Genomic DNA, 25390 nt, shown 5'->3' on the forward strand with positions numbered 1-25390 from the left:
AGAGGAATACAGAGAGCTAGCTTGACTGGCGCTGGCACCGCCAGCCGCCGCAACCCCAGCTTCCAGAGCCCGAGGCGTAGCGAGCGGACGGGAGACTAGGCGCGGGAGGACCCATGGACCGGAACGTACCTCCTGTACGTGAGGATCCATGGGAGGACCCGCAACGACGTATCCCGTTCGCGCAGTAGCCAAGCAATCTGTCTAGGCGCGGGGGGACCCGTGGACCGGAACGCACTTCCTGTACGTGAGGATCCATGAGAGGACCCGCAACGACGGCAGGCGCCCCCGCAGTAGCCGAACTTCCAGAGCCCGAGGCGTAGCGAGCGGGCGGGAGACAAGGCGCGGGCGGATCCGAAGACCGGAACGTACTCCCTGTACGTGAGGATCTTCGGAGGGACCTGCAACGACGTATCCCGTTCGCGCAGTAGCCGAGCGTCAACGTTTGTTGCGGATGGGGACGTTCATTTCCTCCGGCTTGATCTCCCGCACCAGCTCCGGCACGCCCCACGCAAACGCCGGGTCCACCTTGATCCTGAAGTGATACATCGCCTGCAGCGCCTGGTGGTCCTCGGCGCGGAAGGTCATCTTGCCCTTGGGCGTCTCGAAGCTCATGCCTTCCATGGTCTTGATCAGCTTGTTGGTGCTGGTGTCGCCGGCCGTCTTCTTCAGCGCCTCGACGATGGCGATGGCCGCCGTCATGCCGCCGGCGGTGAAGAAGTCCGGCGGCGTTTTGTACTGCTTGTAGTGGTTGGCCACCAGCCATTCATTGACCGGGTTCTTGGGGATGCCGAAGTAGTAATACGTGGCGCCCTCCATGCCGGGGAACTGCTTGTAGGCCGTCATCGCCGGCAGGATATTGCCGCCGGTGGCGATCTCGATGCCATAGCGCTTCAGGTCGAGATCGGCGATCTTGAACGGGTTGCCGGCGCCGGCCCAGATGATGAAGATCACCTTGCGGCCGGGCTGATCCTTCAGCTTGTCGATCAGGCGCTGGGCACCGGCGGTGAAATCGGTGGTGTTGGTGGGCAGGTATTCCTCATGGACGATCTTGGCCTTCTTGACCGCGTCCTTGAAGGCCCTCACGCCATCGCGGCCAAAGGCATAGTCCTGCGCCAGCGTGGCCACCACGGTGCCGGGCTTGTCCAGCGCCACCGCGTTGGAGATCGCATCCTGGCTGCTGTTGCGGCCGGTGCGGAAGATGTACTTGTTCCACTTCTCGCCGGTGATCGCGTCGGCCACCGCCGGCTCCACCAGCAGGATCTTCTTGTACTCCTCGGCCACCGGCAGCAGTGCCAGCGCCACGCCCGAGGACGAGGGGCCAACGGCGATGTCCGCCTTGTCGTCCCCATAGGCTGCCGCCAGCAGGCTCTTGCCCACATCAGGCTTGCCCTGGTCATCCTTCTCGATCACCACCAGCTTGCGCCCGGCCACCGTCATCGTGCCATTGGTCGCATAGTCCAGGCCCATCAGGAAACCCGTCTGCGTCTGCTTGCCATAGGCCTCCAGCGGGCCGGTCTTGGAATAGACATGGGCGATGCGGATCTCCTTGCCCCCATCCGCCGCCTGCGCCAGCGGCCAGGCCAGGGCGCTGGCGGCGAGCAGGGCCAGGGCCGCGAAGGCGCGGCGCGGCGGGCGGGCTTGGCCGCGCATGTGGCAGGCATCGTGGCCTGCGTCCTCGGCTTGCACCTGAGGCGCGGCAGCGCCTCTCGTGATTGCGTTCTCGATCCGGGCATTCGGCAGCATCGTTGTCTCCTGTCTAGGCATCAGCCGTCTTGTGGCCTTGCTGATTGCAAGGGGCGTGCCTGGGGAGGGGAATGAGCGGAAACCCGGAGGCTGGGGCTTAGAAATGCGAAGGATCGGCCCTGTGCTGCAGTGATAGCCGCGCAGAACCTCAAAAAGCGGCGATTACTGCCTGAAATTCATGCAGTGATCAGAGGCACGCGTGTCTGAAATTCAGGCGGAAGCCTTGGCGGCGCACACAAGCGTATACACGCGACGACCTACCGCCTAAGGCAGTCGCGCCGCAGTCAATCTCGGTTGGCTCTCTCAAAGCCAAGCGGCTTTCAAGAATCAACTCGCGCAAACCTCAAATACTTGTCCATCGCAGCTGCACCGGTGGGCATAAACATATCAAACCTGCAAATTTTATGTCTAAAAACTTAACACCGAACAGCGTCGAACAGCAATTTGCATTTAACCGCGAATGCTTCCAAATAATTGGAAATTTCAGCTATAAATATTTGTACACCGTCGCACCTGAAATCTACCGTCACCCTTCTGTCGAATCTCTGCATCAAAGACCAACCCCACCTTCAGATGCTCTTGAAAATTCAAGGGGAACGCATTTTTGTGAAAAAAGACTTCATTAGACGACGGCTCAATACATGCAAAACCATATCCACGATGGGCATTGTAGTGGCGAATTGCACACTTTTCGACTTTTACAATATTCAACTCTGCAACAAAGCTGTCAATCGACCTAACAACTATATCTCTCTCTCGCTTCCCGAGTGTGCAGAGAATAAAGTCGTTTTCGTATATAGCAGCCACTTTTGTCGATTCAAGGCTTGACATCTTGAAATAGACGTCATGATTGAGCTCTTTGAAAGAAATGAAACCGAAATCTTTATCAGGGTCATAGCGCGACACCATCCCAACCAATTTTTCTGTTAGTAGAGCAGTGCTTTCAGTTGAGCCACTAGTCTTGTCAGCACCGAAAGCCTTGATGTTTCTAAGCAACTCACGTTGGCATTCAAATTGCTCCCTATCTTGATCCGTTGAAATATACTTCGCATCTTCGCTTATCAGGTAATTGGAGAATTGCTTTCTGACAAAAGTCACAATTTCTGCAAATTGCCGATTTGACTTATACCAAGCCTCAATCAAACTGGCGGTTTCCGGATTTGAAATGGCAGTAGTAACTGCCATTTGATAAAAGTAAACGTTATTCCTTGTCGACAAATCGTAGTGTGCGAGACCCTTGTAGGTTATAGCAATTTTCTGCGCGTCACTTAGGGAACTCGCTGAAGGGTCGTAAGGCTCTACCAAACGTAAAGAGACCATTTCCGAGAGGCTTCTTTGCAAGTCTGTCGCATCGATGCAAAGCGCTTCAAAATATTGAAGCATGGAATGAACTGTCAGATGTCTTTCTTCTACATCTCTGCCCGAAAACTTTACAGTTTTGAGCAGCGCAAGAATTCTCAGCATTAATAGCGGCGAATGAGGCCGCTCCGAATCCACTTTGAATGTAGAAATGACGCCAAACTCTCCGCCAGAGTCTGCCTTGTAGGCCTCATAGTCACCTCGAATGAGCGCGTCAATGAACTTGGTATAGCTTATTGGCTCAGAGGTGACGTAACTAACTACCAAATCTTCGATTCGCATAACCGGCGATGTAATGATTCTCTTGGAGAGATTCATAATTGATCTGATGTTGTAGTTTGTCAGTTCGCCTAGCGTTTTTGCCGTGTAGTTATTCTCTACAAATACATCCTCCAAGACCTGGGCGAACTTGCTGATGCTTTTGAACTCAATGCGAATCCCCTTGCTGGTGAGGTATGCGCGTCTTTCTGTATCATTGGCGGCAACAAGTTTTCGATTTAAAAAGTCGATTCTCTTTCTAAACACTTCCCTCGGCGAGGGGGTCGGAAGGAAGAAGGATCTTGATTGGTGAATCGTAAATATATCTGTCTTTGAAAAAATCCACGCGGACTTATCGGTGACGGGAAACATCAGCATGCAATACTTGGCTTTCCGCCTGTACGCGTGGCAAAACTGAAAGATCTTGACCTTGAACTCAAGGCTGAATTCATCTGTGTTATCTAAAACCAAGATCGGCAATTTCTTACGATTTCGAATCGCGAAATTTAGGAGACTCTCAAGATAGCTCTCCCTGTTTTGCCTCACTTCTTTCTCTAAGTAGTCAGCGAACCTTTTATCAAATTCATTCCTGTCATTTTCGTATATTTTCTTTAGATAACCAGCCGACATTCTCTGGTATTCACCAAAGTACATCCCCTGAAGGTCACTATAGCTTGGATGACCTTCATCGAACAGGCCCTTTTCCAAAGAAAATATAATACTCTCTGTTATCCAGGAAATACTCGTATCGCCATCGCCAGTAGCATCCAAGCAATTTATGCTTATTGGAAGGCAATTTTTTCGAGTACTAGCGGGTAGTATTTTAGAGAAGAATCGTTCAATGTATGTGGTTTTACCCGATCCGGTCGGACCGACGACAAATACGGACATATCCGATTCAGAAGGCAACTCCGCATGAACGTTTCCCTCAATTAACTTTGTTAGATCACTACCGACTTTGCTATTATCTCTTGATATGTTGCTTAGTATGCTGTTTGTTATCTTCTCTAACGAATAGTCAGCGATTCTGCTTTCATTGGACTCGACAAAGCACTCGGTCAATATTTCGGCATTATTTTCGCCCGTAAGGTGCGTAAAAAATCCATTAAAAATTTTCTCCAAATCAAATGCCAAACTTGACTTTTGAAGCAAGCCTATCTCATTGGCCTCGAGAGGCGCTTTTAAAGGAACATTAAGATGTTGACGATTATTGTGCAGTTGGTCAAAAATAAAATTGAATGTCTTCTGCTCGAAACATTCGTATGCCAAGAGTTCATAAAAGATACTAAATGAATTCTCAATGGCCTCCAACGAAGGAAAGACAAAGGCATCCTTTTCCTTGTAGCTTGCGCCGTTGACCCATGTTTTGAAAATAATCCATCGAATTCCATCCGTCACAACGGCAATTGGGATCCCCTCCTCAGACGCATAACTAAAGGCCTGCTGAATTCCGGCGATCGAGGGTCGCAACGAAGTACCAGATATCTTTAGGGTTCTATGCTTATCCAAAACCGCTGATTCGATCCCTAAGATTCCATTCTTCTTGGCTTCAACTACAAGTGATGGTTTATCACCCACCTTTAGTACATAGTCAGAGTAGCCACAATCATGTTGCCTCTCGCAAGTGAATTGCGTGAATGACCACCCCAAACACTCGTTGAATAACCGGTTGATGACTTTGACTTTGGCATCTTCTTCGCTTTCAATGAAGCTGATGTCATTCCGTATGTCCACCAGAAGAGCTTTAAGTCTCTTTTCGGCAAGGTCTACATTGGACATCCAGTTCTCCCAAAGCAATCAAAGTTGAAATTTGTAAATACGCCTGTTGCTTACAGGGCGCAATTAACGCTCGCTCCGCCGATTTTTCAAAAATCTGGCACCTCGTCTACGACGACACAAATTCGGGTTAATTCGGCAGCGAATTCGGGGTCAGGCCTTAAATGTTTACCCCATCGAGTTGGAGCGCTGCTCAAGAGCACAACTGAGCCGCCCACTTAACATTTAAGACTTGACCCCGATTTCGTGCCGATTTCCTGTACTCGATTTCGCATGTACTTGGAATTCAAGATCATTTGCGGGAATTCGGGGTCAAGTCTTAAATGTTAAGCCCTACCGCCTCAAGTTTCCCAGTCGCCCCAGTCCGAGCTGAAAATCCAGACCAACCCAAACGTCAATAATCTTCGCAAGTTTCAAGCTTGTTTTAGCAGCCCATCAAATCAAGTCGCTTCGCTCCGAATATGGCTGCATATCAACTTCAGGACACGCCGAGCGGTACAGCCCCCAGCCCATGTATTCGTAGTACTTGCTCATCGCCTCGAAGGCGCAGTCGGCGCTCACCGTCCAAACCCAACGTGCATCCGATTCCAGCAAGGCTCGTGCTACATCGCCATTCGGCCCTGCAAGGCAAAACGTCTGTGACGTCTGGCTGACCCAGAGTTCATGAAGCATGGATACATCCCTGTCCGCTGACAGGTACCTCGAAACCAAAGTGAACAGCGACCATCACTCGCCCTCGCCCGGTGCCACGCCTGCCTTGACCACCTGCACCCGCGCGGCCATTGCTTGCAAAGCCGCCAGAAGCTGATCATCCTCGACGTAGAAGACTTCAGGGCAAGGCTCCTTGGGCCTGATCGCGTTGACAAGCAACTGCCCCAATCGCAGGTCAGGCGACTCGACCCACGCGAGGCGAATCGCGGCCAGTACATCATCGATTCGGGCGGGCTCTCGCATTGATTTCTCGCATTGATCCAAGGCTGTCTTTCTGCAAGCGATTCTGATGGCAGAAGTTCGGCTGAGTCTTGAAGTCGCCGGCCGAGCCGGTATCAGTTGCTTCCCAAAATTCCCTGAGGGCCTGGTCGCCGGCACCTACTCCACATCGATCTGGAACCACTCAGGATGGGAACTCTTCATCAACAGAAGCACCGCATCGCCAAACGCCGCCGCATCAAAATCTCTCGGCTTCCGCTTCATCCGCTCGACGCGATGAATGGAACTCAGCAGGGCAGTCCATAGGGCAGCCATCTGGTCTCGCAGTGACTGATCCTTGATGGCCAGCCAGTCAATCTGACCGACGGAGACCAGCGCCTTCATCTTCGGCCGATAGCTGCAGTAGTCGCTGCGGGCCTTTAAGGACTCACCCCACCCCTCGATGTCCGCAATTTCCAACCCGAAGTGATAGGCCTCGATGGACGTACCGAACCCAACGTTCGCCAGGTGGGTCGCACAGAACGCTTCGAAGGCGGGCACGTCGACGTGCCAGCGGCCCGTCTCGGGCGGTGGGCCACCGTAGTAAGTCGTCTTGCAAGCTGGCGTCGGGCCGTCGCACACCACCTCTTCGCCCGTGGTCAGGTGAACAATGAATTTCATAGCGGCTTCCGCGCCAGATGAATCGCCACAATCCCCTAGCTCAGCCGCTCGAACTGCACGCCCTCAAAGCCCGCCAGTAGCAACTCTTCGGCCAACGCCTCCGCGCTTGGGAACTCGCGAATGCCTTGCAGCAGATAGCGGTAGGCCGAGGCATCGCCGCCCGTGGCCAGCCAGCCCAGCGCCGGCATGCACAGCGCCATATAGGCCAGGTAGGCGCGCTGCAGCCAGCGCCAGCGGATGTTCGATGCCTCCAGGATTACCAGCCGCCCGCCCGGCTTGAGCACGCGGCGCGCCTCCTGCAAGGCCTGCTGCCGGTTGCAGATCTTCAGGCAGAGCGAGAGCGAGTAGGCGTCCAGGCTGTTGTCGGGCACCTCGGGCATGGATTCCGCATTCAGCCGCCGCAGTTCCACCCGCTCGCCATGCCCGGCCAGGCGCTTGGCGGCGATCGCCAGCATCTGCGGGCTGATGTCCGCCGCGATGATCTCGCGGCCCTGGGTGGCCTGGTGCGCCAGCACGCGCAGGATGATGTCGCCGGTGCCGGTGGCGCCATCGAGCAAGGTGTTCCACGATTCACGCGCCATCACCTGCGCCACACGCCGCTTCCATAAGCGGTGAATGCCCAAGCTGAACACATCGCTGAGCAGGTCGTAGCGCTTGGCGATGCGGCCGAACACATCGTCAGCCTGCGGAGCAAACGCGGCGGCATTGGGGCCAGGTCTTGCCCGTTCAACATCGGGTTCAGATGATTTGTTCGCCATCCCGGTTCTAGCCTTGCCTGTCATCGCTGCGCGGACGGGCCAGCGCCCTTCTCCGCCCCGCAGGCCCCCGCCACCCACGCCTGCGCTGCCGCACGCGCCTGAGCCTCATCCACCCGCACATCCGGCTCGATCGCGCCAGCGATCACCCGGCCGTCCAGGCCCGCGAGCTTTGACACGGCCACCGCAAGCAGGCCGCCGCTGTGCTTCAGTTCAAACAACTGATTCCCCGTCGTCAGCCCGGCGCTGGGCATGCCGAAGCTGCGGGTTTTGGGGTGGGCCTGCAGCGCAGCAGCAATGAATTCGCCCGAGCTGGCAGTGCCAGGGCCGATCAGCACGGCCAGCGCGTGCACCGGCTGCTTGGTGGCCAGCGCAGCAGACGCGCCGTTCAACGGCGGCACGGTGATGGGCTCGCGGCTGCCATCGGCCTTGACGACGTAAGCCAGCGGCCCCGTGGGCAGCAGTGCCTCCAGGCCCATCAAGGCCGGCCACATATTGCCGCCGTGGTGCTGGGTGAGGTCGACGATCAAGCCGCAGGGCTGGCTCGCGCTGACCGCCAGCAGCGCTTGGGCCAGCGCTTTCGACTGCTGCTCGCCCACGCTCGGGTTGTCAGACAGGAAGCTGAGCAGCTCGACGACGGGTGCTTCACCCGCCTGCGCTGGCAACACGCGAAACGTGGGCTCGCTCAAGCCACCTGCGCTCGCAGGCGCCTGGTAGGCCTTGGCAGCGTTGGAGCTGAGGTACTGCGAGTGGCCATCCTGCAGCGCCGCCACCAGCTGCTGCAGCGCCCGATCAAGCGCGGATTGCCGGCCCGAGGAGGCGGCCGTTGCCTGTGCTTGGTTCAGCGCAGCGTCCCAATTCACCTTGCCAGCGTTCAACGCATGGGCCCGCAGCAGTGTGGCCACCTCGCGCACTGCTGCCCCAGGATCGGGCACTTCGGGATCGAGCCGCGAGACAAACGGCAGAACGCCCAGCAGCGCCAGCACCAGCAGGCCAAAGCCCAGCATCAGTCGATCGGCCGTTCTCTGCAGGCGTTGCGCTTTCATTGGAGGGTTCCCAGGCAGCGGCCATCTGCCACAGGTCCGGCGATTCAAGGTAGCTGTTCATCCGCCGCGACACCGCCTTGCTTGCAGCGAAATTGCGCGGCCATCATAAGCACTGTTTGCAGTCCAAATGAGCGGCCCCAGATCGCGAAAAACCCTGCTTGCCACGCTCGCGCGGGCAGCAATTCCAGCCCGGCTTATCCGCGCAAAGCCGCCCGCCTAAGCCGGCAGATCAGGCACCTTCAGGCAGGGCGCAGCCGGCTCGCTGCGCTGGCGCAGGCGGTAGACCTGGCCACGGCTGACGGATTCGACGTTGCTGGCCGGGTCCAGCACGATGGCGGCGCCGGTGAGCGCCTGGGTGAAGAACTGGCACAGGTGGAGCTGGCCGTTCATCGCACCCTTGCCGAAGACCTCGTGGTCTTCGTCCGTCTGGCCCAGCGGGCCCATATTGGAGATGTCGACGTAACGCGCATGCGGCGCCAGCGGCTCGGCCGTGCCCAGGCCCAGCGCCTGGGTGCCGGGCGGGCGGGCGTCGGTGGCGCGGCGCAGAACCCGGTCGTCCCGGTTCTGCGTCACATAGCAGTGTTCGCGCTGGGCCAGCGGCTCAAGCCAATCGGCGTGGCCCCGGTCGTCGGCATCGGGCTCGGAGAAGAGCACGGCCGAGAACAGCGGGCCGATGGCCGGCCAGTGCCCGTCCTGGATCGCCCGCTGCACGACGATGGCGCCCATGCTGTGCACCAGCAGCGCGGGCCGCGCGAGCTGAGGGTGGGCGGCCTGGTAGTCCTGCAGCCGCCTCAGCAACTCGCCCAACGCGGCGCCCGCGGCGGCGGTATGGCTGAGTGGCCGTTCGCGATCCAGCACATTGAGGCCGCGGTAGGCGGAGTCCCAGTTGAACATCAGCACGGCGGTGTCGTAGCCGCGCTCGATCTTGTGCACGGCCAAGCCCTCGATGAAGGCGCCGCCCTTGAGGCTCTTGCCCGGTTCCTTGCCGCGCCCATGGACGAAGAAAACGATGGGTTTGCCCCGCGCGACCAAGCGGTCCATCAGCGCGGCAAACTGGTCCATGCGCCAGCCCTGAGCATCTGCGCTATAGAGCGGCGTGTCGGCATTGAACTTGAGGCCGGGCATACCTTGCACTCCCTTGAGACGCGTGCCAGCACGCTGAGGTCGTCATCATGGCGTGGCCGCCAGCCCGGGCCCATCCGGACTGTCCCCGGCTAAGGAAGGTCTGCATCAGTCAGCGTGAGCCGTGGTTGAGAGAAATGGGGCGGCCCTGCAGCATCGATTTCAGGCGCGCTGCGAAGGTCGGGCTGGTGGCCCGACAGCCGAGCAGCGCAACACCCGTGGGGGCCCCTTTTCTCTCAACCCGCAGGGCAAGCACCAGCCATGCCGACCTTCCCTAAGCATCAGGCCTCAGCCAAACGTTCGGCGTTCAACGCCCGGCCTGCGCACAATCCAGGCACTGCATCGACATCTACACCCTCCCCCGCATGACCATCCTCCACACCGCCCGCCTGCGCCTCGAACCGATGAGCGATGCCCACCTCGACGGCCTGGCCGAGATGAACGCCGACCCGGAGGTGGCGCGCTACATCAGCGGAAAGCCCGAAACGCGCGAAGACACGCAGTCCGCCATCGAACGGGTCAAGGCCAAGTGGGCGGAATGGGGCTATTCGTGGTGGAGCTTCATCGAGCTTGAGAGCGGCTTGGTGGTGGGCGCCGGCTGTGTGCAGCACCTGGGCAAGGACAAGGCGAATCCGCATGAGCTCGGCTGGCGCCTGCGCCGCGACCGCTGGGGCCGCGGCTACGCGATCGAGGCCGCCCTCGAGATGGCCCGCTTCGCCTTTGAAGACCTGCACGCGCCGCTGGTGCAGGCCGTTTGCGTGCCGGCCAACACCGCATCCTCGGCGGTGATGCTCAAGCTGGGCATGCACTACGTCGGCCTGCAGACCTGGTACGAGCAGGAGATGGCCACCTACGAGCTGCAGGCCGCCGCCTGGCGGGCGCAGCGCGCCTGACGCGAGACAGCGAGGCTTTGCAGCGTCAGATCTCGCCGCTTTCACGCTGCCGGGCGAGCGCCCTCCCGAATGCGCTCCTGAACACCACACAAGGCGCGGCCGGTCAGCCAGCACCTAAAAAGCTCAGCCCAGCGGCCGAGCCCGTGCAGGCTTCGCGCGCTGACGGCACCCTTCACCACAGCTTCACGCGCTGCTCGGGCGCGCGGTACATCTTGTCGCCGGGCTTGATGTCAAAGGCCTCGTAGAAGCCGGCCTGGTTGGCCAGCGTGCCCTTGACGCGGAATTCGCCGGGCGAGTGCGGGTCGCTCTTGAGCTGGACGATGGCGGCGTCTTCGCGCTGCAGCGTGCGGAACTTGACGGCCCAGCCGATGTAGAGGCGCTGCTCGCCGGTCAGCCCATCGATCACCGGCGAGGGCTTGCCGCCCAGCGACTTGCGGTAGGCCTTGTAGGCGATGGTGACGCCGGAGTTGTCGCCGATGTTCTCGCCCAGCGTGAACTGGCCGTTGACGTGGTAGCCCGGCACCGGGCTGAAGGCGCTGTACTGCTGCACCAGGCCGTTGGCGCGGGCGGTGAAGGCGGCGCGGTCTTCGTCGGTCCACCAGTTGCGCAGATTGCCGTGCCCGTCGTAGCGGCTGCCCTGGTCGTCAAAGCCATGGCTGATTTCATGGCCGATGCTGGTGCCCACGGTGCCGTAGTTGATCGCGTCTTCGGCCCTCACGTCGAAGAACGGCGGCTGCAGCAGCGCCGCCGGGAAGGTGATGGCGTTTTGCAGCGGGCTGTAGCTGGCGTTGACGGTCTGCGGCGTGAAGCCCCATTCGCCGCGGTCCACCGGCTTGCCCAGCTTGGCGATGGCGCGCTCGAAGGCATGGCGGTGGCCGGCGCGCACATTGGCGACCAGGTCGCTGCTGCTGGTGCTCAGCGCCGAGTAATCGCGCCAGACATCGGGGTAGCCGATCTTGGGTGTGAACAGCGCCAGCTTGGCCTGGGCTTCCTTCTTCGTGGCCGGGCTCATCCATTCCAGCGCCTCGATGCCTTCGCGGAAGGTGGCGAGAAAGTTGTTCACCATGGCCAGCATGCGGGCCTTGTTCTCGGGCGGGAAATGCTTGGCCACATAGAGCTTGCCAACGGCCTCGCCCATGATGGCGTCAACAAACTGCTGGGCCTGACGCCACATCGGTTCGTTCTCGGGCACGCCGCGCAGCACCGTGCCGGTGAAGGCGAAGCGCTCATCGGCCACCTCACGTGCGAGGTAGGGCGAATAGGCCTCCAGCACATGCCATTTGAAATAGCTGTGCCACTGCTCCAGCGGCACCTCGGCCACCAGCTTGGCCAGGCCGGTGAAGTAGCTGGGCTGGCGCACCACCAGCGAGCTGGCCTTGCCGGCGATGCCGGCACTGTGCAGATAGGCGCCCCAGTCCAACCCTGGTGCCTCTTCGGCCAGCTGTGCGACGCTGCGCGGGTTGTAGGTCTTCAGCGCGTCGCGGCTCTCGACGCGGTTCCACTGCAGCTGCGCCAGCCGGGTCTCCAGCGCCAGCACGTTGGCCGCGTGGCGCTCGGCCTGCGCATCGCCCTGCATCGTGAACAGCCGGGTGATGTGTTGCTGATAGGCCTGGCGCACGGCACTCAGCTTCTTGTCCGCATCATTGAGGTAGTAATCGCGGTCGGGCAGACCGAGGCCGGACTGGCCGGCATAGACCACGTTGCGCTCGGCGTTCTTGGCGTCCTGCCCGACGTACAGGTTGAACGGCACGTTCACGCCCTGCCGCGTCAGCTCGGCCATCAAGGCGGCCAGGTCCTGGTGGCGGGTGACGGCGGCAATGCGCTCGAAATCGGCCTTCAGCGGCGCAAAGCCACGCGCATTGCGTGCCGCCTCGTCGATGAAGCTGGTGTACAGATCGGCGATCTTGCGGGTCTCGCTGCCGGGCGCGCCGGGGTTCTTCAGCACCTCGTCCAGGATGGCCCGCACCTGCAGCGCCGCCGTCTCGCGCAGCGCGTCGTAGGTGCCCCAGCGCGCCTTGCTGGCCGGGATTTGCGTGCTGCTGGCCCAGCGGCCGTTGACGTAGGCGTAGAAGTCGTCCTGCGGGCGAACGGCGGGGTCGAAGGACTTGACGTCAACGCCGGAGATCAGGGCGCTGCCGGCCGGCGCGGCCTTCTCGGCGGCCTTCTCGGCGGCAACGGCGGGCGCACCCAGGCCGGCTGCGGCCAGGAGCAGAAGAGAGAGACTGAACGACTTCATGAGGGTCCCAGAGGGTGCCATTGATGGCGGGCATTCTTGCAGACTCAGCGCGGCGCACCGGGCCCGTGCTGGCATCACTGGCGTGGTGTGGGTGGGTCTGCGCTTGACCTGAGGTCTGTAGTAGGGTTCAAGCTTCAGGCTCACCGTTTCTCAGGAGCTTTGCATGAACCCTCAGCCAGCGATGTCGGACGAGGCTTTCCTTGCCGCCTTTTTGGACGCCAGCATGCCGGCGGCCGGTTTCGACCATCTGGGCCATCTGCGCGCGGCCTGGCTGCTGCTACAGCGCCGCCCACTGGAAGACGCCGTGGCCGAGACCTGCACGGCGATCGCCCGCCTGGCGGCGCATCTGGGGGCGCCGCAGAAGTACAACCGCAGCCTGTCAGAAGCGTTGGTTCGTCTGATGGCAAAGGCCGGCGCCGCGGATCGAGGCCTGTCCTGGCCGGGCTTTGTGGCGGCCAATCCGGAACTGGTCGGCGATGCGCGCGCGCTGCTGGCGCGGCACTACCGCGACGACACCTTGTTTTCCGAGCAGGCACGGGGCAGCTTTGTGCCCCCCGATCTGCAGCCGCTATGAATGCCGCGGCGCGATTGACACTCGGCCAGCTCGCCAAGCGGGTCGGACTGGCGCGCACGTCGGTGTTGCACTATGAGACGCTGGGCCTGCTGCGGCCCCGCGCCCGCAGCGATGCCGGCTATCGCCTGTATGGCGAGGCCGAACTGGAACGCCTGCAACGGATCTGCCAGCTGCGCCAATCCGGCCTGGCGCTGGCCGACATCCAGCTGCTGCTCAGGCCGATGGTCGCGGGCAATGAGCGCCGAGACGCAGGGCCGCGGGCGCTGCTGGAGCGACGCCTGCTGGGCCTGAGCCAGGAGGTCGAGCACCTGCGCAGACAGCAGCGCCTGCTGGCCCAGTTGCTGGCCGCTCCCGGTTCCAGCGCGGCAGGCCCGCAATGGGACAAGGCCGCCTGGGTGGAACTGTTGCGCCGAGCGGGTTTCGATGATGCCGCCATGCAACTCTGGCACACCGAGTTCGAACGCGACGATCCGCAGGAGCACGCGCGCTTCCTGGCCTCGCTGGGCTGCAGCCGCAGCGAAATTGCGCGCATCCGCCGTTGGTCACGACCGTCGGCGGAACCGGCCTCCGGCGCTTGACGTGGCGGGTGCTCGGCGAATGCCGAGCTTGGCTGAGGAAGGCCTAATTGGTCCGCCTACGCCTGCACAGATCGCAGCGACGCTCGTAGCACCGCGCAACGCGGCCGATGACGTCGCCAGCCTGCGCCGCTTTTCCCCTTTTCACCTCGAACCAAAGGCCCGTGGGCTCAGCCGAGAAAGGCCAGGGCCCCTCGCCCGGCACAAGCGCCTCGTCTGTCCTCACTGAGAAGCGGCCTTGTCCTTCAGACCTATCAGCCCTAGCCTCAGAGCAAAACGCAGATGTGGGTCCAAGGCCCAAGCCTAGCTGCAATAATGAGCGCACAGCACAAAACGAGGGAAGGTCTGCATCGGTCGGCGTGAGCGCTGATGGAGAGAAAAAGGCGGCCACGTGGGCGCGCTGCGAAAGTCGGCAGCTGGCCTGGCAACCGAGCAGCGCAAGGCCCGTTTGGCCTCTTTGCGCTCAACCCGCAGGGCGAGCACCAGCCTCGCCCTGCCAGCGTCGCGAGCATTGCGCAGGCCATCAGCCTGAGCTGCGTCTGGCGCCTGGGTAGGTCATGGCTGCTGCATGCCACGACCCGCGCCGACCGATGCAGACCCCGCCCTGACACCGCAAAACACCGAGGGGATGACATGAAACTGATAGCCACACTCCTGTTCGCTGCAGCCCAACTGGTCTGCAGTTCACTTGCTTCCGCACAAACAAACCCGGCGATCGAGCAGGTGTTTGGTCAGCCGCTTGCGGGTGACAGCATCGCCTGGATCGACGATGCCGTTGAAAAATTCAACGAGGCCATGACGAAGCTGCGTAGCGACTGGCTTGCTGAAGCAAGCAGCACAAGAATAGATTCGCGCCGTCGCAAAATTGTCTTCGAAGTGCCTGGTGGCAAGCTGCTCTTTGACGCCAAGGTGATTGGCACCATGCAGCCAGAGGATGGTGCGTGGCTCTGGATCTGGGGGTGGGGAAACCCGACTGTCGCAAGCAATTTCCGCCTGCCTGGCGCTGAGCTGAGCGCTCTGGCCGATCGCCTCGGCTTGCCGCTCCTTGCTACGACCCGGTCTTCCGTGCCTTCGCCGGAATTGCCGCTGTTTCTTGGAGCTATCGTCATGAAGCTGCATGGCGGTTCGGGAGTGCACCGCGTTAGGGTCAAGTTGGAAACAATGGTTCGCGCTCGTGATATTGACGTCTATTACCTGCTGAGCAATCCGCAGCGTGTATCAACCGACTGAGCTCGCACAACCATCAGTCCGGCCAAGCATGTAAGCGTGCATCTGTTGCCACCGGTACATCAGCGCTTTTGCAAACGCGGCACAACCGGCACGGTCATGCCGCGCCGCACGTCAAGCGTCGCACGCTCGGCGGGCTGTCAATCGCCAGAGACCCCTGGATGAAAACACGCCGTGCTTGAGGCCTCACAATCAGCGCCAACCGATTCCACTGCCGCCCCGGAGCCCCGCCATGACCATCCTGCACACTGCCCGCCTCCGCCTTGAACCCTTCACCGACAGCCATCTCGATGGCCTCAATGCGATGAACAGCGATCCGGAGGTGATGCGGTATCTGAGCGGCAAGCCGGAAACGCGGGAGGAAACCCAGGCGGTCATCGAGCGGGTGAAGGCGCGCTGGGCCGAGTTGGGCTATTCCTGGTGGAGCTTTTTCGAGCTGGCCAGCGGCGAGCTGATCGGTGCCGGCTGTGTGCAGCATCTGGGCCGCGACCAGGCCAATCCGCTGGAACTGGGCTGGCGACTTCGCCGCGACAAATGGCACCAAGGCTTTGCGCTGGAAGCGGCCGAGGCGATGGCCACTTTTGCGTTCAACACACTGCAGGCGCCGCGCGTGCAGGCGGTGTGCAAGCCCGACAACGCCGCCTCTGCCAAGGTGATGACGCGACTGGGCATGCACTACATCGGCCGGCAGACCTGGTACGACAGCGAGGTGGCCGTCTACGAGATCGCGCGCGGCGACTGGCAGGTGCATAGCGAGAGCCAGGGCGCGACCTGAGGGGTGTTGGGGCCCTGGGCTTGTGCGGGACTGCGGCGGGGCGATGGGGGAAGGCGGGCTAGGCCTGCGGCTAAGCCGGCCAACGCCGACTTACGCGACTTACGCGGCTTACGAGGGCAGCAGCGGCAGCCAGGCGGCGACCTGCTTGTTCCAGCCGCATTCGTTCGGGTGGATCTCGTTGACCCAATCGGCATCGTCGCCGGTGCTGCCGGGGGCGGACTTGTCGAGCAGGCCGACCGTGGGCACGGTGTGGATGGCCGTGCGCAACACGCCGGTCACGGGGTCCGCCTTCCAGCCTTCAATCGTCTCGCGCAAGGCCGCGAAGATGCCGTCGGTCAGATCGTCCCAGAGCGAGTGGTCGATGCTGTTCTTGACATAGGCCTCGTACAGCCAGGGGCCGGAGAAGCCGGGAATCGCCGGCGCATTGCGGGCGCGGGGCGTGTCGTAGCAGTTCAGGAAGATCGGCGTGTCGGCGTTCTTGCCGCTGCTGCGCACGGTCTGGTAGATGGCGGCGAAGTTGGTGTTGAGGTAGGCCTTCAGCTGCATCAGCGCGTCGGGGCGTACGCAGTCGAAACCGTTCTCCGGCAGCGGCTGCCCTTTCATATCGCGCAGCAGGCCCTGGCCGGCGGGGGCTTCGCGAGCGGCGTCGATGAAGTCATTGCCACCGGCGCTGAACAGCAGGCCGTCGTAGCGCTGCTGGTCCAGCCACCAGACGAGGTCGCCATTCATCATGTCGACGATGCGGGTCAGCGTGTGGCCCGAGGTGGAGATCTTGACGATGAGGTTGGTCTTGTCATCCTCATTGAAACGATTCACCAGAAACTCCGGCAGCGAGCCCTGGTTCCAGGCGCTGGCATCCATCCAGGAATCGCCCTCGGCGAGAAAGGTCTTGTTGAAGGGGCCGTATTTGTCAGCCTCTTCAGGCTTGACCCGATAGCGATGGCCGGTGATGAGTACAGAGCTCATGTTCACTCCCTAGAAAGGCAAGCGACCATCATCCAGCGCCAGCCGGCGCGGGCACATCAGGAAGTTCCCTGCGCGTCATCAGGTTTCGGGATGGCGGCCGAACCTGGCCAGCGGCGCAGCGCCAGTACGGCATGGCCTCACATCACCCGCCCCATGGGGTCAGGTCTTGCTGATCCTCTTGGAAGCCGCTGGCGGATTCATCGCAGTCGCTGCGGACGGTCGGCACGGCGCGCAGACCACCGGGTGCGCGCTGACTCGTCTCCCCCCTGCACCAACGCAAGCAGGCCCCGCGGCTGGCCATTGCAGCGACGTTGCGCACTGCTGGCGGCCCTAGCCGGGCGGAGCGACGCTGCTGCGGCCCCGGCCGCCAGCCAGGCCGGGGCGGCAGATGCGGTGACATTCGTTTGCCAGATCCTCTCCACGCTGGCACCGCACTATCATCGAACGCCTGTTGAATTGCCGTGGCCTGTTCACACCTGCTGCCATGAACTATCGCTATCGTGATGCCACCGAAGCGGATCTGCCTCGGATTGTCGAGATCTACAACCACGCCGTCGCCAGCAGGAAATGCAGCTGCGATCTGCAGCCAACGACTGTCGAGGCCAGGCGCGCTTCGTTTCTGGAGCACACGCCCCATCACCGCCCCTTCTGGGTGGCCGAAGACGGCGCGAATCTGGATCAAGGGGCGATCGGCTACCTGGGCTTCTTTCACTTCATGAACGAGCGCCCCGGCTACTTCATCACTGCCGATCTGGCGATCTATCTCCATCCTGACTACCACGGCAAGGGCCTCGGCAGCTTTCTCCTGCAACAGGCCATAGAACGGTCAAAGTCGCTCGGCATAGAAACGCTGAGCGCCACCATCTTCGCCAGCAACGAGGCCAGCCTCGCCCTCTTCCGCAAGCTCGGCTTTGAGCAATGGGGCTTCATGCCTCGCGTCGCTCGGCTCGAGGGCGTCGAGAAGGATCTGGTCCTGGTCGGACGCAGGCTGCACGAACCCGACGCGGGCTGAGTCGGCCGGCAGCGGCTTGGCGCGCCTCAGACCTTCGCTTCGTAAGCAGCCAGCTTGTCGTACAGCGAGGCGCGCGAGATGCGCAACAGCCTGGCGGCAGCGAGCTTGTTGCCACGGGTGGCCTGCAGCGCCGCGGCCAGGGCCTGGCGCTCCAGCTGTTCGATCTGCTCGGGCAGCGGACGCAGGGCCGGATTGCCTTCGCTGCCGGCCGCGGCCGGCAGGGTCGGCTCTGCGGCGGCAGCTGCCGTGGCGTTTTGTGGCCTCAGGTCTTTCACTGCGCCAGGCAGACCCTGGCGGAAATGGCTGGGCTGAAGCAGCAACTCGTCGGACATCAGCGCGGCCTGCTCCAGCACATTGCGCAGCTGACGGATATTGCCCGGCCAGGGCTGGCGCATCAGCAGGTCCAGCGCCTCGGGGCTGAGGCAGCGCGCCGGCATGCCGCCGCGCCGGGCAATGTCTTCGAGCAAGGCCTCGGCCAGCGCCTCGATATCGTCCGCCCGCTCGCGCAGCGGCGGCACCTGCAGCGGCAGCACATTGAGGCGGTAGAACAGATCGGCGCGGAAGGCGCCACAGGCGACCATGGCGCCAAGATCGCGGCTGGTGGCGGCGATCACCCGCACATCGACCTGGATGACCTGATTGCTGCCCAGCGGCTCCAGCTCCTGCTCCTGCAGCACGCGCAAGAGCTTGGCCTGCAGGGCCAGCGGCATGTCGCCGATTTCGTCGAGAAAGAGCGTGCCGCCGTCGGCGAGGCGGAACTTGCCGTCGCGGCCCTTGCGGTCGGCGCCGGTGTAGGCACCCGGGGCCACTCCGAAGAACTCGGCTTCCAGCAGCGTTTCGGGCACGGCGGCAATGTTGATGCTGACCAGCGGCTTGTGCGCGCGCGGCGAGGCGCTGTGGATGGCGTGGGCCAGCAACTCCTTGCCGGTGCCGGTTTCACCCAGCAGCAGCACCGTGGCATCGCTCTGTGCGACGCGGCGGGCCTGGCGCTTGACTTCCAGCGCGGCGCCGCTGGCGCCGATGAAGCTGGCGATGCTGTACTTGGGCCGGCGGTTCTTGACCTGCTCGGCGGCCAGCTCACGGCGCGCTTCTTCGAGCTCGCGCTGCAGGCGGCCAAACTTGGAGATCAGCGGCTGCATGCGGGTTTCGGGCTGGTCCAGCAGCACCAGGCCCAGTGCGCCGATGACCTGGCCGGTGGCATTGCGCAGCGGCAGGCGGCTAACCAGAAAAGTGCCCGCCTTGTTGCTGAGCAGGTCAACCAGGATGGGCCGGCCGGTCTCGATCACATCGGCCAGCAAGGTATTGGGCACCACCTCCTCGACCCGGCGGCCAACGAACTCGGCCTCGTCGCCAAAGCCCAGCGCCGGCAGAAAGCGCTTGTAGCCATCGCTGATCCAGACGATGCGGTGATCGCGGTCCACCACCATCATGCCCTGGCTGGCCTGGGCCAGCACGTCGAACAGCGACTGCGCGGCCATGCGCAGCACGCCGTCGGCGTCGAAGGGGAATTCAGGCAGCAGGGAGAGCGCGGTCATACAGCTTTCGGCAGCTCAAGGCGACCGGTCCAATGTAGCAGCGCCGGGCCGGCCGGCGCCACCCGGGCCGGCCCCAGGGCGCGCGCTGCCGGCGCGCAGCGCGCACGCCCTCAAGCCGACCAGGGCCCTTAAACGCGCTCAGAAGCGGTAGCTGGCGCTGGCCGTCAGCTGGCGCGGCGGCCCGTAGAAGCCGGTCAGCACGCCCAGCGTGGCGATGTTGTAGCCATCGGTGCGGTAAGCCTTGTTGCCCAGATTGCTGCCCTGCAGGCCGAAGCTCCAGTGGCTGTCGCGCTCCCAGATCACGCCGGCATTGAGCAGCGAGAAGCCGCCCTGGGCAATCGCCTCGCTGAGATCGGTGGTCGGGTAGACCTTGCTGCGGTAGCTCACGCCAACACGGCTGCGCAGCGTACCGCCAAAGCTCGGCTGGCTGCGCTGCTCGATATTGAAGGCGGCCTGCAGCTCGGGCGTGTTGCTGAACTTCTTCTGCGCAGCAACGTTGACGCCACGGTCCATGTACTCGGTGTACTTGGCGTTGAGCAGGGCCAGATTGCCGCTGAGCGTCCAGCCGCGCGCCGGGCGCCACAACATCTCGGTCTCCACGCCCTCGACGCGTGCGCGGCCGGCGTTGGTGAAGTCGCTGAAGAAGTCGGGCGTGCCATCGGGCCGTCGGTAGGACGTGAATACCGACAGCTGCACATTGCGATAGGCATTGTGGAAGATGGCAGTATTGACTTCCAGCCGACCTTCATCCAGCACCGACTTCAGCCCCAGCTCGAAGGCATCGATGGTCTCGTCGGCAATCGGTTTGGCTGATTCAGGCACCGCCAGCACATTGGCCCGCACGTTGTAGCCACCGCTCTTGAATCCTCGCGTAGCGCTGCCGTAGACCGTGTGATTGGCACTCAGCTTGAAGTCCAACGCCAGCTTCGGCGCCCAGTTCTTGGCCACCAGCGACTGGTCGAAGTTGCTGCTGGTCAGCAGGGGCTTGCTGAAGCTAGCGTCGCTGAAGGCCTGGTTCAAGACCACCGCTCGCTTGCTCTCGTGCGTATAGCGCAAGCCCAGGTTCAGGCCCAGGCGCGGGGTGAGGCGCCAGTTCCAGTCGGCGTAGCCGGCCGTGCTCTTGGTATAGACGGTGCCCGCGGTCGTGCCGAAGGCCTTGTCGAAGAAATTGTTGCGAACCCGCCCGCCGGCCTGGCCGTCGAACAGGTAGAGACCGATCACACCGCTGCTGTCACCGCCGTCGAAACTGAGCTGCAGCTCATTGCTGGTTGAATGGTCGGCATAGTCGGCCAGCACATCGGCGATTTTCGGCGGCAGGCCATCAAAGTCGATCGCGGTGGCCGTGTCACTTTTGCGGTAGGCATGGATGAACCTAGCCTGCCAGGCCTCGTTGAGCTTCCAGCCTGCCATCAGCGCGTGGCCGCCGCTGTTGGTGTGATTGGCATTGGCCATGCCGCTGTTGATGTCGTAGCGGCTGTCCAGCGGCGGCGTCTTCAGGGGGTCGAAGGGGTTGGCGGCCAGGCGCTGGAAGCCGCGCATATTGGAGTTGTCGCGGGTGTCATCGGCGCTGAGCTGCACGCTCAACGGCGAGCCGCTGGGGAAGAAGCCGGCGCTGATGCGAGCGGCGCGGGTGTCCTGGTTGGAGACATCACTGCCATCGGCCAGGTTCTTGCCGAAGCCACCGCGCTTGAGCGAGGCCAGCGAGACGCGGCCGCGCCACTGACCGTCGTCGCTGGCACTGCCCAGTGCGGCCTTGACATTGCGCTGGCCGCGCTCGCCCAGCTCCAGCGTCAGCGCGCCCTCGGTCTTCTTGGCCAGCGGCCGCGATACATACTTGACCGCACCGCCAATCGTGTTCTTGCCGTACAGCGTGCCTTGCGGGCCGCGCAGCACCTCGATGCGCTCGGTGTCGAAGACCTCCAGCAGCGCGCCTTGCGGCCGGGCGATGTAGACATCGTCCAGATAGATGCCGACGCCGGGGTCAACGCCCCAGAGCGGATCGGACTGGCCAACGCCGCGGATATAGGTCGTTAGCGTCGTATTGCTGCCGCGCGCGGCGTAGATGCTGAGGCTGGGAACCAGGCCTTGCAGATCGGCGAAGTTGCGCACATTCATCGTCTCCAGCGCCTCGACCCCCATGGCGGTGACAGCCACCGGCACGTCGCGCAGGCTTTCCTCGCGGCGGCGGGCGGTGACGGTGACGGCGTCCAGCCGCGCGGCGTCGCTAGCAGGCGCGGCAGCTGCAGCGCCGGCTGCGGGCTCATCGGCCGAGACCGGCAGCGCCTGCAGCGCAAACGCCGTGCACAGCGCAAGCGCCAGCGACGAGCGGGCGGCCCGCAGCGGGCCGGTGAGGCCGCGGCGGCCGGTGCCCGCCGGGTTCTGAAGGAGGGGGTTCAACATCATGTCTCCGTTCTTTTATGAGTCAGCTCGTGGGTCAGCTCGTGGGTCAGCATGTGTGACAGGGTCGGGTGCAGCCGCCAGGCTGGCGCCGCCCTGTGCCCCTGCATTCCGCAAAAGCCGTGCCGCCGCCGGCCAGCCCCGGGCAAACCATGAGCGCAGCCGGGCGGGGCGCGCCGAGCTCGCCCTCGCGAGGGGCATGGGCGCCCGGCGCTTGTCCGCAGCACAGACAAAACGGCGGCTGGCGCTGTCCATGCTTCAGACACTGCCTGCGCGATGCACAGGCCGGATGGCGCCGGGCGGGCGCGCGGCTCGGGTGACAATCTGCGCATGAGCAACGCCAATCTCTTTGCCGCGCTGCGTGCGGCCTTCCCCGCCGATCTGGATGCCTGCGCCATCGAATGCGCCGATGGCGACGCCCTCAGCTACAGCTGGCGCGATATCGAACGCGCCACCGCGATGCTGGCCAATCTGTTGCTGTCGCTGGAGCTGCCGGCCGGCAGCCGCATTGCCGTGCAGACCGAGAAAAGCGTCGAGGCGCTGATGCTCTACCTGGCGGTGCTGCGCGCCGGCTACGTCTATCTGCCGCTGAACACCGCCTACCAGGCCGCCGAGCTGGAGTACTTCATCGCCAACGCCGAGCCTGCGGTGCTGGTGTGTGCCGGCAAGCATTTCGGCTGGGCGTCCAAGCTGGCATTCCAGGCCGGCTGCCAGTATGTGTTCACACTGAACGAGGACCGCACGGGCAGCCTACTCGACCGCGCCAGCTTCATGAGCGACCAGCACGAGATCGCCGCGAAGCGCAGCGACGATCTCGCTGCCATCCTCTACACCAGCGGCACCACCGGGCGCAGCAAGGGCGCCATGCTCAGCCATGGCAATCTGCTCTCGAATGCCCGCACGCTGAAGGACTATTGGGGCTGGCAGCCCGGCGATGTGCTGATCCACGCGCTGCCCATCTTCCATGTGCATGGCCTCTTCATCGCCTCGCATGGCGCGCTGCTCAATGGCAGCAAGATGATCTGGTTCTCGCGCTTCGAGCCGCGCGCGGTGATTGCCCGTTTCGCCGAGGCCAGCGTCTTCATGGGCGTGCCCACGCTGTACGTGCGCATGCTGGCCGAGGCGGCGCTGACGCGCGAGGCCTGCGCCCCTATGCGGCTCTTCATCAGCGGCTCGGCGCCGCTGTTGATCGAGACCTTCCGCGACTGGCAGCAGCGCAGCGGCCACACCATCCTGGAGCGCTATGGCATGAGCGAAACGCTGATGCTGACCTCCAACCCCTATGAGGACATGGAACGCGTCGGCGGCACCGTGGGCTTTGCGCTGCCGGGCGTGGGCGTGCGCGTGCACAACGACGCCGGTGAGCTGTGCGCGGCCGACGAGATCGGCCATATCGAGGTGCGCGGTCCCAACGTCTTTGCCGGCTACTGGCGCATGCCGGAGAAGACCCGCGAGGAATTCACCGCCGACGGCTGGTTCAAGACCGGCGACGTCGGCAAGCAGGATGCGCGCGGCTACTTTCACATCGTCGGCCGCAGCAAGGACCTGATCATCTCCGGCGGCTACAACGTCTACCCGGCCGAGATCGAGGGCTGGTTGAACGAGATGCCCGGCGTGGCCGAATCGGCCGTGGTCGGCGTGCCGCATCCGGACTTCGGCGAGGCGGTGATTGCCGTGCTGGTGGCCCGCCCCGGCGCCGCACCCGAGCCGGCCGCGCTGATCGCCGCGCTGAAAAGCAAGATCGCCAACTTCAAGGTGCCCAAGCAGGTGTTTGTCGTCAAGGAACTGCCGCGCAATGCGATGGGCAAGGTGCAGAAGAACCTGCTGCGCGATCAGCACCGGGGCCTGTTCGCATGAGCACGGCCACGCTGCTCGACGACCGCTGCCCGCGCTGCGGCCAGGCCTTCCACTGCGGCGCTCAGGACGCCCGCTGCGACTGCTTCGACCTGAAGCTCAGCGAGGCGCTGCGCCAGCAGTTGGCCGCGCAGTACGAGCGCTGCCTGTGCATCGCCTGCCTGAAGGCCTTGCAGCAGGCTGAGCAGGCAGGAACGACAGCCGCCGAATGAGCCTACCGCGCTACCAGGAACTAGCTCAGACGCTGAGCCAGCGCATCCAGGCCGGCGAATGGGCGCCCGGCGAGCGCCTGCCCTCGCTGCGCGAGCTGTGTACCGCCGAAAGGCTGAGCATGGCCACGGCCAAGCGGGCGCTGGAGCTGCTGCAGGACCAGGGCCTGGTACAGGTGCGACCGCAATCGGGCATCTTCGTGGCCGAGCCGGCGCGCGCGGCAGCGAGCGGCCGTGCGGCCGAATCAGCGGTGCTGCCCGAGGTCAATGAGCTGCGCCATCTGCGCGAACGGATGCTGGGCCTGATGCAGCTGGCCGAGCAGCCGCTGCCGGTGGCGCTGCAGATGGCCGGCCCCAGTGCCGCGCTGCTGCCGGCCGAGGCGATGGCGCGCTCCATCGCCCGGCTGCTGCGCCGTGAACCCGCGCTGCTGGCCGAGGGGGCGCCGCTGGCCGGCCTGCCGGTGCTGCGCGAAGCGCTGGCCGAGCGGCTGCGCCAGCAGGACGTGGCAGCGCGGGCCGACAGCCTCCTGATCACCCAGGGCGCCACCGAGGCGCTGAGCCTGGCGCTGCGCGCGCTCACCCAGCCGGGCGACAAGGTGCTGATCGAAAGCCCGGTCTACTTCGGCCTGCATCAGACGCTGGCCAGCCTGCAGCTGCAGCCGATCGAGCTGCCCTGCAGCGCCGAGAGTGGGCTGAGCCCCGAGGCGGTGGAGCAGGCGCTGCAGGACTGGCCCGAGATCCGCTGCCTGGTGCTGACGCCGAATTTCCAGAACCCGCTCGGCGCGCTGATGCCCGACGAGGCCAAGCGCCGGCTGCTGCGCGTGGCCGAGGCCCACGAGCTGCCCATCATCGAAGACGATATCTTTGGCGATCTGCACTTTGGCAAGACCCGCCCCCGGCCGCTGAAGGCCTGGGATCGCGACGACCGGGTGCTGCTCTGCGCCTCGGTATCGAAGACGCTGGGGCCCAGCTGCCAGATCGGCTGGTGCCTGAGCGAGCGCCATGCCAAGGCGCTGGCCGGCCTCAAGCTCAGCGCCAGCCTGGGCGGCGGCGCCCTGATGCAGCGCCTGCTGGCCGACTGGCTGCGCGATGGCCAGTACGAGGCCCAGCTGGCCCGGCTGCGCAAGACCCTGGCCGCGCAATCGGCCCGCTATGTGCAGGCGCTCCGCCGCCACTTCGGCGCCCGCGTCGATGTGCAGCAGCCGCCCGGCGGCATGCTCTTGTGGCTGCGCCTGGCGCGCGGTGTCGACAGCATTGCGCTGCTCAAGCAGGCGCTGCCGCTGGGCCTGAGCTTCAGCCCAGGCACCGTGTTCTCAGCCCAAGGCCGCCACGCCCACTGCCTGCGCCTGAACATCGGCCGGCCGTTTGATGAGGAGGTCGATCAGGCACTGAGCCAGCTGGCGGCCTTGCTGCCGCTGGCGCCCGGTTCGCGGCGCTGAACGCCAGTCGCCCGGCCACGAAACCCGGCCCCGGCAGCAGGTGCACAAT

General features: G+C 63.2%; 21 protein-coding genes. 9 read left to right on the forward strand and 12 right to left on the reverse strand.

Features of this window, described 5'->3' with window-relative positions:
- Positions 1–435: 435 nt before the first annotated feature.
- The 8 genes from RQP53_RS15215 to RQP53_RS15250 all read right to left on the reverse strand — a co-directional run bounded on the left by RQP53_RS15215 (position 436) and on the right by RQP53_RS15250 (position 9652).
- Positions 436–1650, reverse strand: coding sequence for a substrate-binding domain-containing protein (locus RQP53_RS15215; protein WP_315651734.1), 1215 nt, complete (start codon positions 1648–1650; stop codon positions 436–438).
- A 576-nt stretch (positions 1651–2226) separates the two neighbouring features.
- Entirely contained in the window at positions 2227–5139 is a 2913-nt protein-coding gene (locus RQP53_RS15220) for a type I restriction endonuclease (protein WP_315651379.1), read from the reverse strand.
- Positions 5140–5571: 432 nt separating this feature from the next.
- Positions 5572–5808 carry a hypothetical protein gene (locus RQP53_RS15225; RefSeq protein ID WP_315651381.1) on the reverse strand — a complete coding sequence of 79 codons (237 nt, stop codon included), beginning with the start codon at positions 5806–5808 and terminating at the stop codon, positions 5572–5574.
- Between the two features lie 54 nt (positions 5809–5862).
- Positions 5863–6090 carry a hypothetical protein gene (locus RQP53_RS15230; protein WP_315651384.1) on the reverse strand — a complete coding sequence of 76 codons (228 nt, stop codon included), beginning with the start codon at positions 6088–6090 and terminating at the stop codon, positions 5863–5865.
- A 135-nt stretch (positions 6091–6225) separates the two neighbouring features.
- The gene (locus RQP53_RS15235; protein WP_315651386.1) at positions 6226–6726 is read right to left on the reverse strand and encodes a hypothetical protein; all 501 of its coding nucleotides are present in this window, start codon (positions 6724–6726) and stop codon (positions 6226–6228) included.
- A 35-nt stretch (positions 6727–6761) separates the two neighbouring features.
- Positions 6762–7484, reverse strand: a complete 723-nt coding sequence (locus tag RQP53_RS15240; protein ID WP_315651388.1) for a ubiquinone/menaquinone biosynthesis methyltransferase — start codon at positions 7482–7484, stop codon at positions 6762–6764.
- Positions 7485–7504: 20 nt separating this feature from the next.
- Positions 7505–8527 carry a S41 family peptidase gene (locus tag RQP53_RS15245; protein ID WP_315651390.1) on the reverse strand — a complete coding sequence of 341 codons (1023 nt, stop codon included), beginning with the start codon at positions 8525–8527 and terminating at the stop codon, positions 7505–7507.
- A 216-nt stretch (positions 8528–8743) separates the two neighbouring features.
- Positions 8744–9652 (reverse strand): alpha/beta hydrolase, encoded by a 909-nt coding sequence (locus RQP53_RS15250; RefSeq protein ID WP_315651392.1) that lies wholly within the window; start codon positions 9650–9652, stop codon positions 8744–8746.
- Between the two features lie 362 nt (positions 9653–10014).
- Between RQP53_RS15250 and RQP53_RS15255 the strand changes: the two genes are divergently transcribed.
- Positions 10015–10542, forward strand: a complete 528-nt coding sequence (locus RQP53_RS15255; RefSeq protein ID WP_315651394.1) for a GNAT family N-acetyltransferase — start codon at positions 10015–10017, stop codon at positions 10540–10542.
- A 172-nt stretch (positions 10543–10714) separates the two neighbouring features.
- Here the strand turns inward: RQP53_RS15255 and RQP53_RS15260 are convergent, their stop codons facing one another.
- Positions 10715–12778: a M13 family metallopeptidase gene (locus RQP53_RS15260; protein ID WP_315651397.1), complete on the reverse strand. Its 2064-nt coding sequence runs from the start codon at positions 12776–12778 to the stop codon at positions 10715–10717.
- A gap of 163 nt (positions 12779–12941) precedes the next feature.
- Between RQP53_RS15260 and RQP53_RS15265 the strand changes: the two genes are divergently transcribed.
- The 4 genes from RQP53_RS15265 to RQP53_RS15280 all read left to right on the forward strand — a co-directional run bounded on the left by RQP53_RS15265 (position 12942) and on the right by RQP53_RS15280 (position 15929).
- Positions 12942–13352, forward strand: a complete 411-nt coding sequence (locus RQP53_RS15265; protein ID WP_315651400.1) for a hypothetical protein — start codon at positions 12942–12944, stop codon at positions 13350–13352.
- Complete coding sequence (locus RQP53_RS15270) at positions 13349–13930, forward strand: MerR family transcriptional regulator (RefSeq protein WP_315651403.1); 582 nt, start codon at positions 13349–13351, stop codon at positions 13928–13930. Before RQP53_RS15265 ends, RQP53_RS15270 begins: the two co-directional genes overlap by 4 nt.
- Before the next feature lie 630 nt (positions 13931–14560).
- A complete protein-coding gene (locus RQP53_RS15275; RefSeq protein WP_315651405.1) occupies positions 14561–15157 on the forward strand; it encodes a DUF6882 domain-containing protein in 597 nt (198 codons plus the stop codon).
- Positions 15158–15386: 229 nt separating this feature from the next.
- Positions 15387–15929, forward strand: a complete 543-nt coding sequence (locus RQP53_RS15280; RefSeq protein ID WP_315651408.1) for a GNAT family N-acetyltransferase — start codon at positions 15387–15389, stop codon at positions 15927–15929.
- A 108-nt stretch (positions 15930–16037) separates the two neighbouring features.
- Here the strand turns inward: RQP53_RS15280 and RQP53_RS15285 are convergent, their stop codons facing one another.
- On the reverse strand, positions 16038–16895 hold the full coding sequence (locus RQP53_RS15285) for a hypothetical protein (protein WP_315651411.1): 858 nt from the start codon (positions 16893–16895) through the stop codon (positions 16038–16040).
- A 484-nt stretch (positions 16896–17379) separates the two neighbouring features.
- On the opposite strand from RQP53_RS15285, the gene RQP53_RS15290 reads away from it, so the two are divergent.
- The gene (locus RQP53_RS15290) at positions 17380–17907 is read left to right on the forward strand and encodes a GNAT family N-acetyltransferase (protein ID WP_315651413.1); all 528 of its coding nucleotides are present in this window, start codon (positions 17380–17382) and stop codon (positions 17905–17907) included.
- Between the two features lie 26 nt (positions 17908–17933).
- On the opposite strand, the gene RQP53_RS15295 is transcribed toward RQP53_RS15290, so the two are convergent.
- Positions 17934–19442: a sigma-54 interaction domain-containing protein gene (locus RQP53_RS15295; protein WP_315651416.1), complete on the reverse strand. Its 1509-nt coding sequence runs from the start codon at positions 19440–19442 to the stop codon at positions 17934–17936.
- Between the two features lie 138 nt (positions 19443–19580).
- A complete protein-coding gene (locus RQP53_RS15300; RefSeq protein ID WP_315651419.1) occupies positions 19581–21842 on the reverse strand; it encodes a TonB-dependent receptor in 2262 nt (753 codons plus the stop codon).
- Between the two features lie 327 nt (positions 21843–22169).
- On the opposite strand from RQP53_RS15300, the gene RQP53_RS15305 reads away from it, so the two are divergent.
- The 3 genes from RQP53_RS15305 to RQP53_RS15315 are packed head-to-tail and all read left to right on the forward strand — an operon-like array spanning position 22170 to position 25341.
- Positions 22170–23696, forward strand: coding sequence for a malonate--CoA ligase (locus tag RQP53_RS15305; protein ID WP_315651421.1), 1527 nt, complete (start codon positions 22170–22172; stop codon positions 23694–23696).
- A complete protein-coding gene (locus tag RQP53_RS15310) occupies positions 23693–23905 on the forward strand; it encodes a cysteine-rich CWC family protein (RefSeq protein WP_315651424.1) in 213 nt (70 codons plus the stop codon). The genes RQP53_RS15305 and RQP53_RS15310 overlap by 4 nt, the downstream gene beginning before the upstream one ends.
- The gene (locus RQP53_RS15315) at positions 23902–25341 is read left to right on the forward strand and encodes an aminotransferase-like domain-containing protein (RefSeq protein ID WP_315651426.1); all 1440 of its coding nucleotides are present in this window, start codon (positions 23902–23904) and stop codon (positions 25339–25341) included. The genes RQP53_RS15310 and RQP53_RS15315 overlap by 4 nt, the downstream gene beginning before the upstream one ends.
- Positions 25342–25390: the final 49 nt, after the last annotated feature.

Origin of the sequence: Roseateles aquae (genome assembly GCF_032337115.1) — a bacterium.
Classification (GTDB): domain Bacteria; phylum Pseudomonadota; class Gammaproteobacteria; order Burkholderiales; family Burkholderiaceae_C; genus Roseateles_C; species Roseateles_C aquae.

What these genes read in the sequence shown, in the direction of transcription:
- RQP53_RS15310 (WP_315651424.1), top strand. Translation starts at nt 23,693, where the DNA reads ATGAGCACGGCCACGCTGCTCGACGACCGCTGCCCGCGCTGCGGCCAG.
- RQP53_RS15225 (WP_315651381.1), bottom strand. Translation starts at nt 5,808, where the DNA reads ATGCTTCATGAACTCTGGGTCAGCCAGACGTCACAGACGTTTTGCCTT.
- RQP53_RS15295 (WP_315651416.1), bottom strand. Translation starts at nt 19,442, where the DNA reads ATGACCGCGCTCTCCCTGCTGCCTGAATTCCCCTTCGACGCCGACGGC.
- RQP53_RS15220 (WP_315651379.1), bottom strand. Translation starts at nt 5,139, where the DNA reads ATGTCCAATGTAGACCTTGCCGAAAAGAGACTTAAAGCTCTTCTGGTG.
- RQP53_RS15265 (WP_315651400.1), top strand. Translation starts at nt 12,942, where the DNA reads ATGAACCCTCAGCCAGCGATGTCGGACGAGGCTTTCCTTGCCGCCTTT.
- RQP53_RS15235 (WP_315651386.1), bottom strand. Translation starts at nt 6,726, where the DNA reads ATGAAATTCATTGTTCACCTGACCACGGGCGAAGAGGTGGTGTGCGAC.
- RQP53_RS15260 (WP_315651397.1), bottom strand. Translation starts at nt 12,778, where the DNA reads ATGAAGTCGTTCAGTCTCTCTCTTCTGCTCCTGGCCGCAGCCGGCCTG.
- RQP53_RS15255 (WP_315651394.1), top strand. Translation starts at nt 10,015, where the DNA reads ATGACCATCCTCCACACCGCCCGCCTGCGCCTCGAACCGATGAGCGAT.
- RQP53_RS15240 (WP_315651388.1), bottom strand. Translation starts at nt 7,484, where the DNA reads ATGGCGAACAAATCATCTGAACCCGATGTTGAACGGGCAAGACCTGGC.
- RQP53_RS15245 (WP_315651390.1), bottom strand. Translation starts at nt 8,527, where the DNA reads ATGAAAGCGCAACGCCTGCAGAGAACGGCCGATCGACTGATGCTGGGC.
- RQP53_RS15290 (WP_315651413.1), top strand. Translation starts at nt 17,380, where the DNA reads ATGAACTATCGCTATCGTGATGCCACCGAAGCGGATCTGCCTCGGATT.
- RQP53_RS15270 (WP_315651403.1), top strand. Translation starts at nt 13,349, where the DNA reads ATGAATGCCGCGGCGCGATTGACACTCGGCCAGCTCGCCAAGCGGGTC.
- RQP53_RS15300 (WP_315651419.1), bottom strand. Translation starts at nt 21,842, where the DNA reads ATGTTGAACCCCCTCCTTCAGAACCCGGCGGGCACCGGCCGCCGCGGC.
- RQP53_RS15215 (WP_315651734.1), bottom strand. Translation starts at nt 1,650, where the DNA reads ATGCGCGGCCAAGCCCGCCCGCCGCGCCGCGCCTTCGCGGCCCTGGCC.
- RQP53_RS15285 (WP_315651411.1), bottom strand. Translation starts at nt 16,895, where the DNA reads ATGAGCTCTGTACTCATCACCGGCCATCGCTATCGGGTCAAGCCTGAA.
- RQP53_RS15275 (WP_315651405.1), top strand. Translation starts at nt 14,561, where the DNA reads ATGAAACTGATAGCCACACTCCTGTTCGCTGCAGCCCAACTGGTCTGC.
- RQP53_RS15305 (WP_315651421.1), top strand. Translation starts at nt 22,170, where the DNA reads ATGAGCAACGCCAATCTCTTTGCCGCGCTGCGTGCGGCCTTCCCCGCC.
- RQP53_RS15315 (WP_315651426.1), top strand. Translation starts at nt 23,902, where the DNA reads ATGAGCCTACCGCGCTACCAGGAACTAGCTCAGACGCTGAGCCAGCGC.
- RQP53_RS15250 (WP_315651392.1), bottom strand. Translation starts at nt 9,652, where the DNA reads ATGCCCGGCCTCAAGTTCAATGCCGACACGCCGCTCTATAGCGCAGAT.
- RQP53_RS15230 (WP_315651384.1), bottom strand. Translation starts at nt 6,090, where the DNA reads ATGCGAGAGCCCGCCCGAATCGATGATGTACTGGCCGCGATTCGCCTC.
- RQP53_RS15280 (WP_315651408.1), top strand. Translation starts at nt 15,387, where the DNA reads ATGACCATCCTGCACACTGCCCGCCTCCGCCTTGAACCCTTCACCGAC.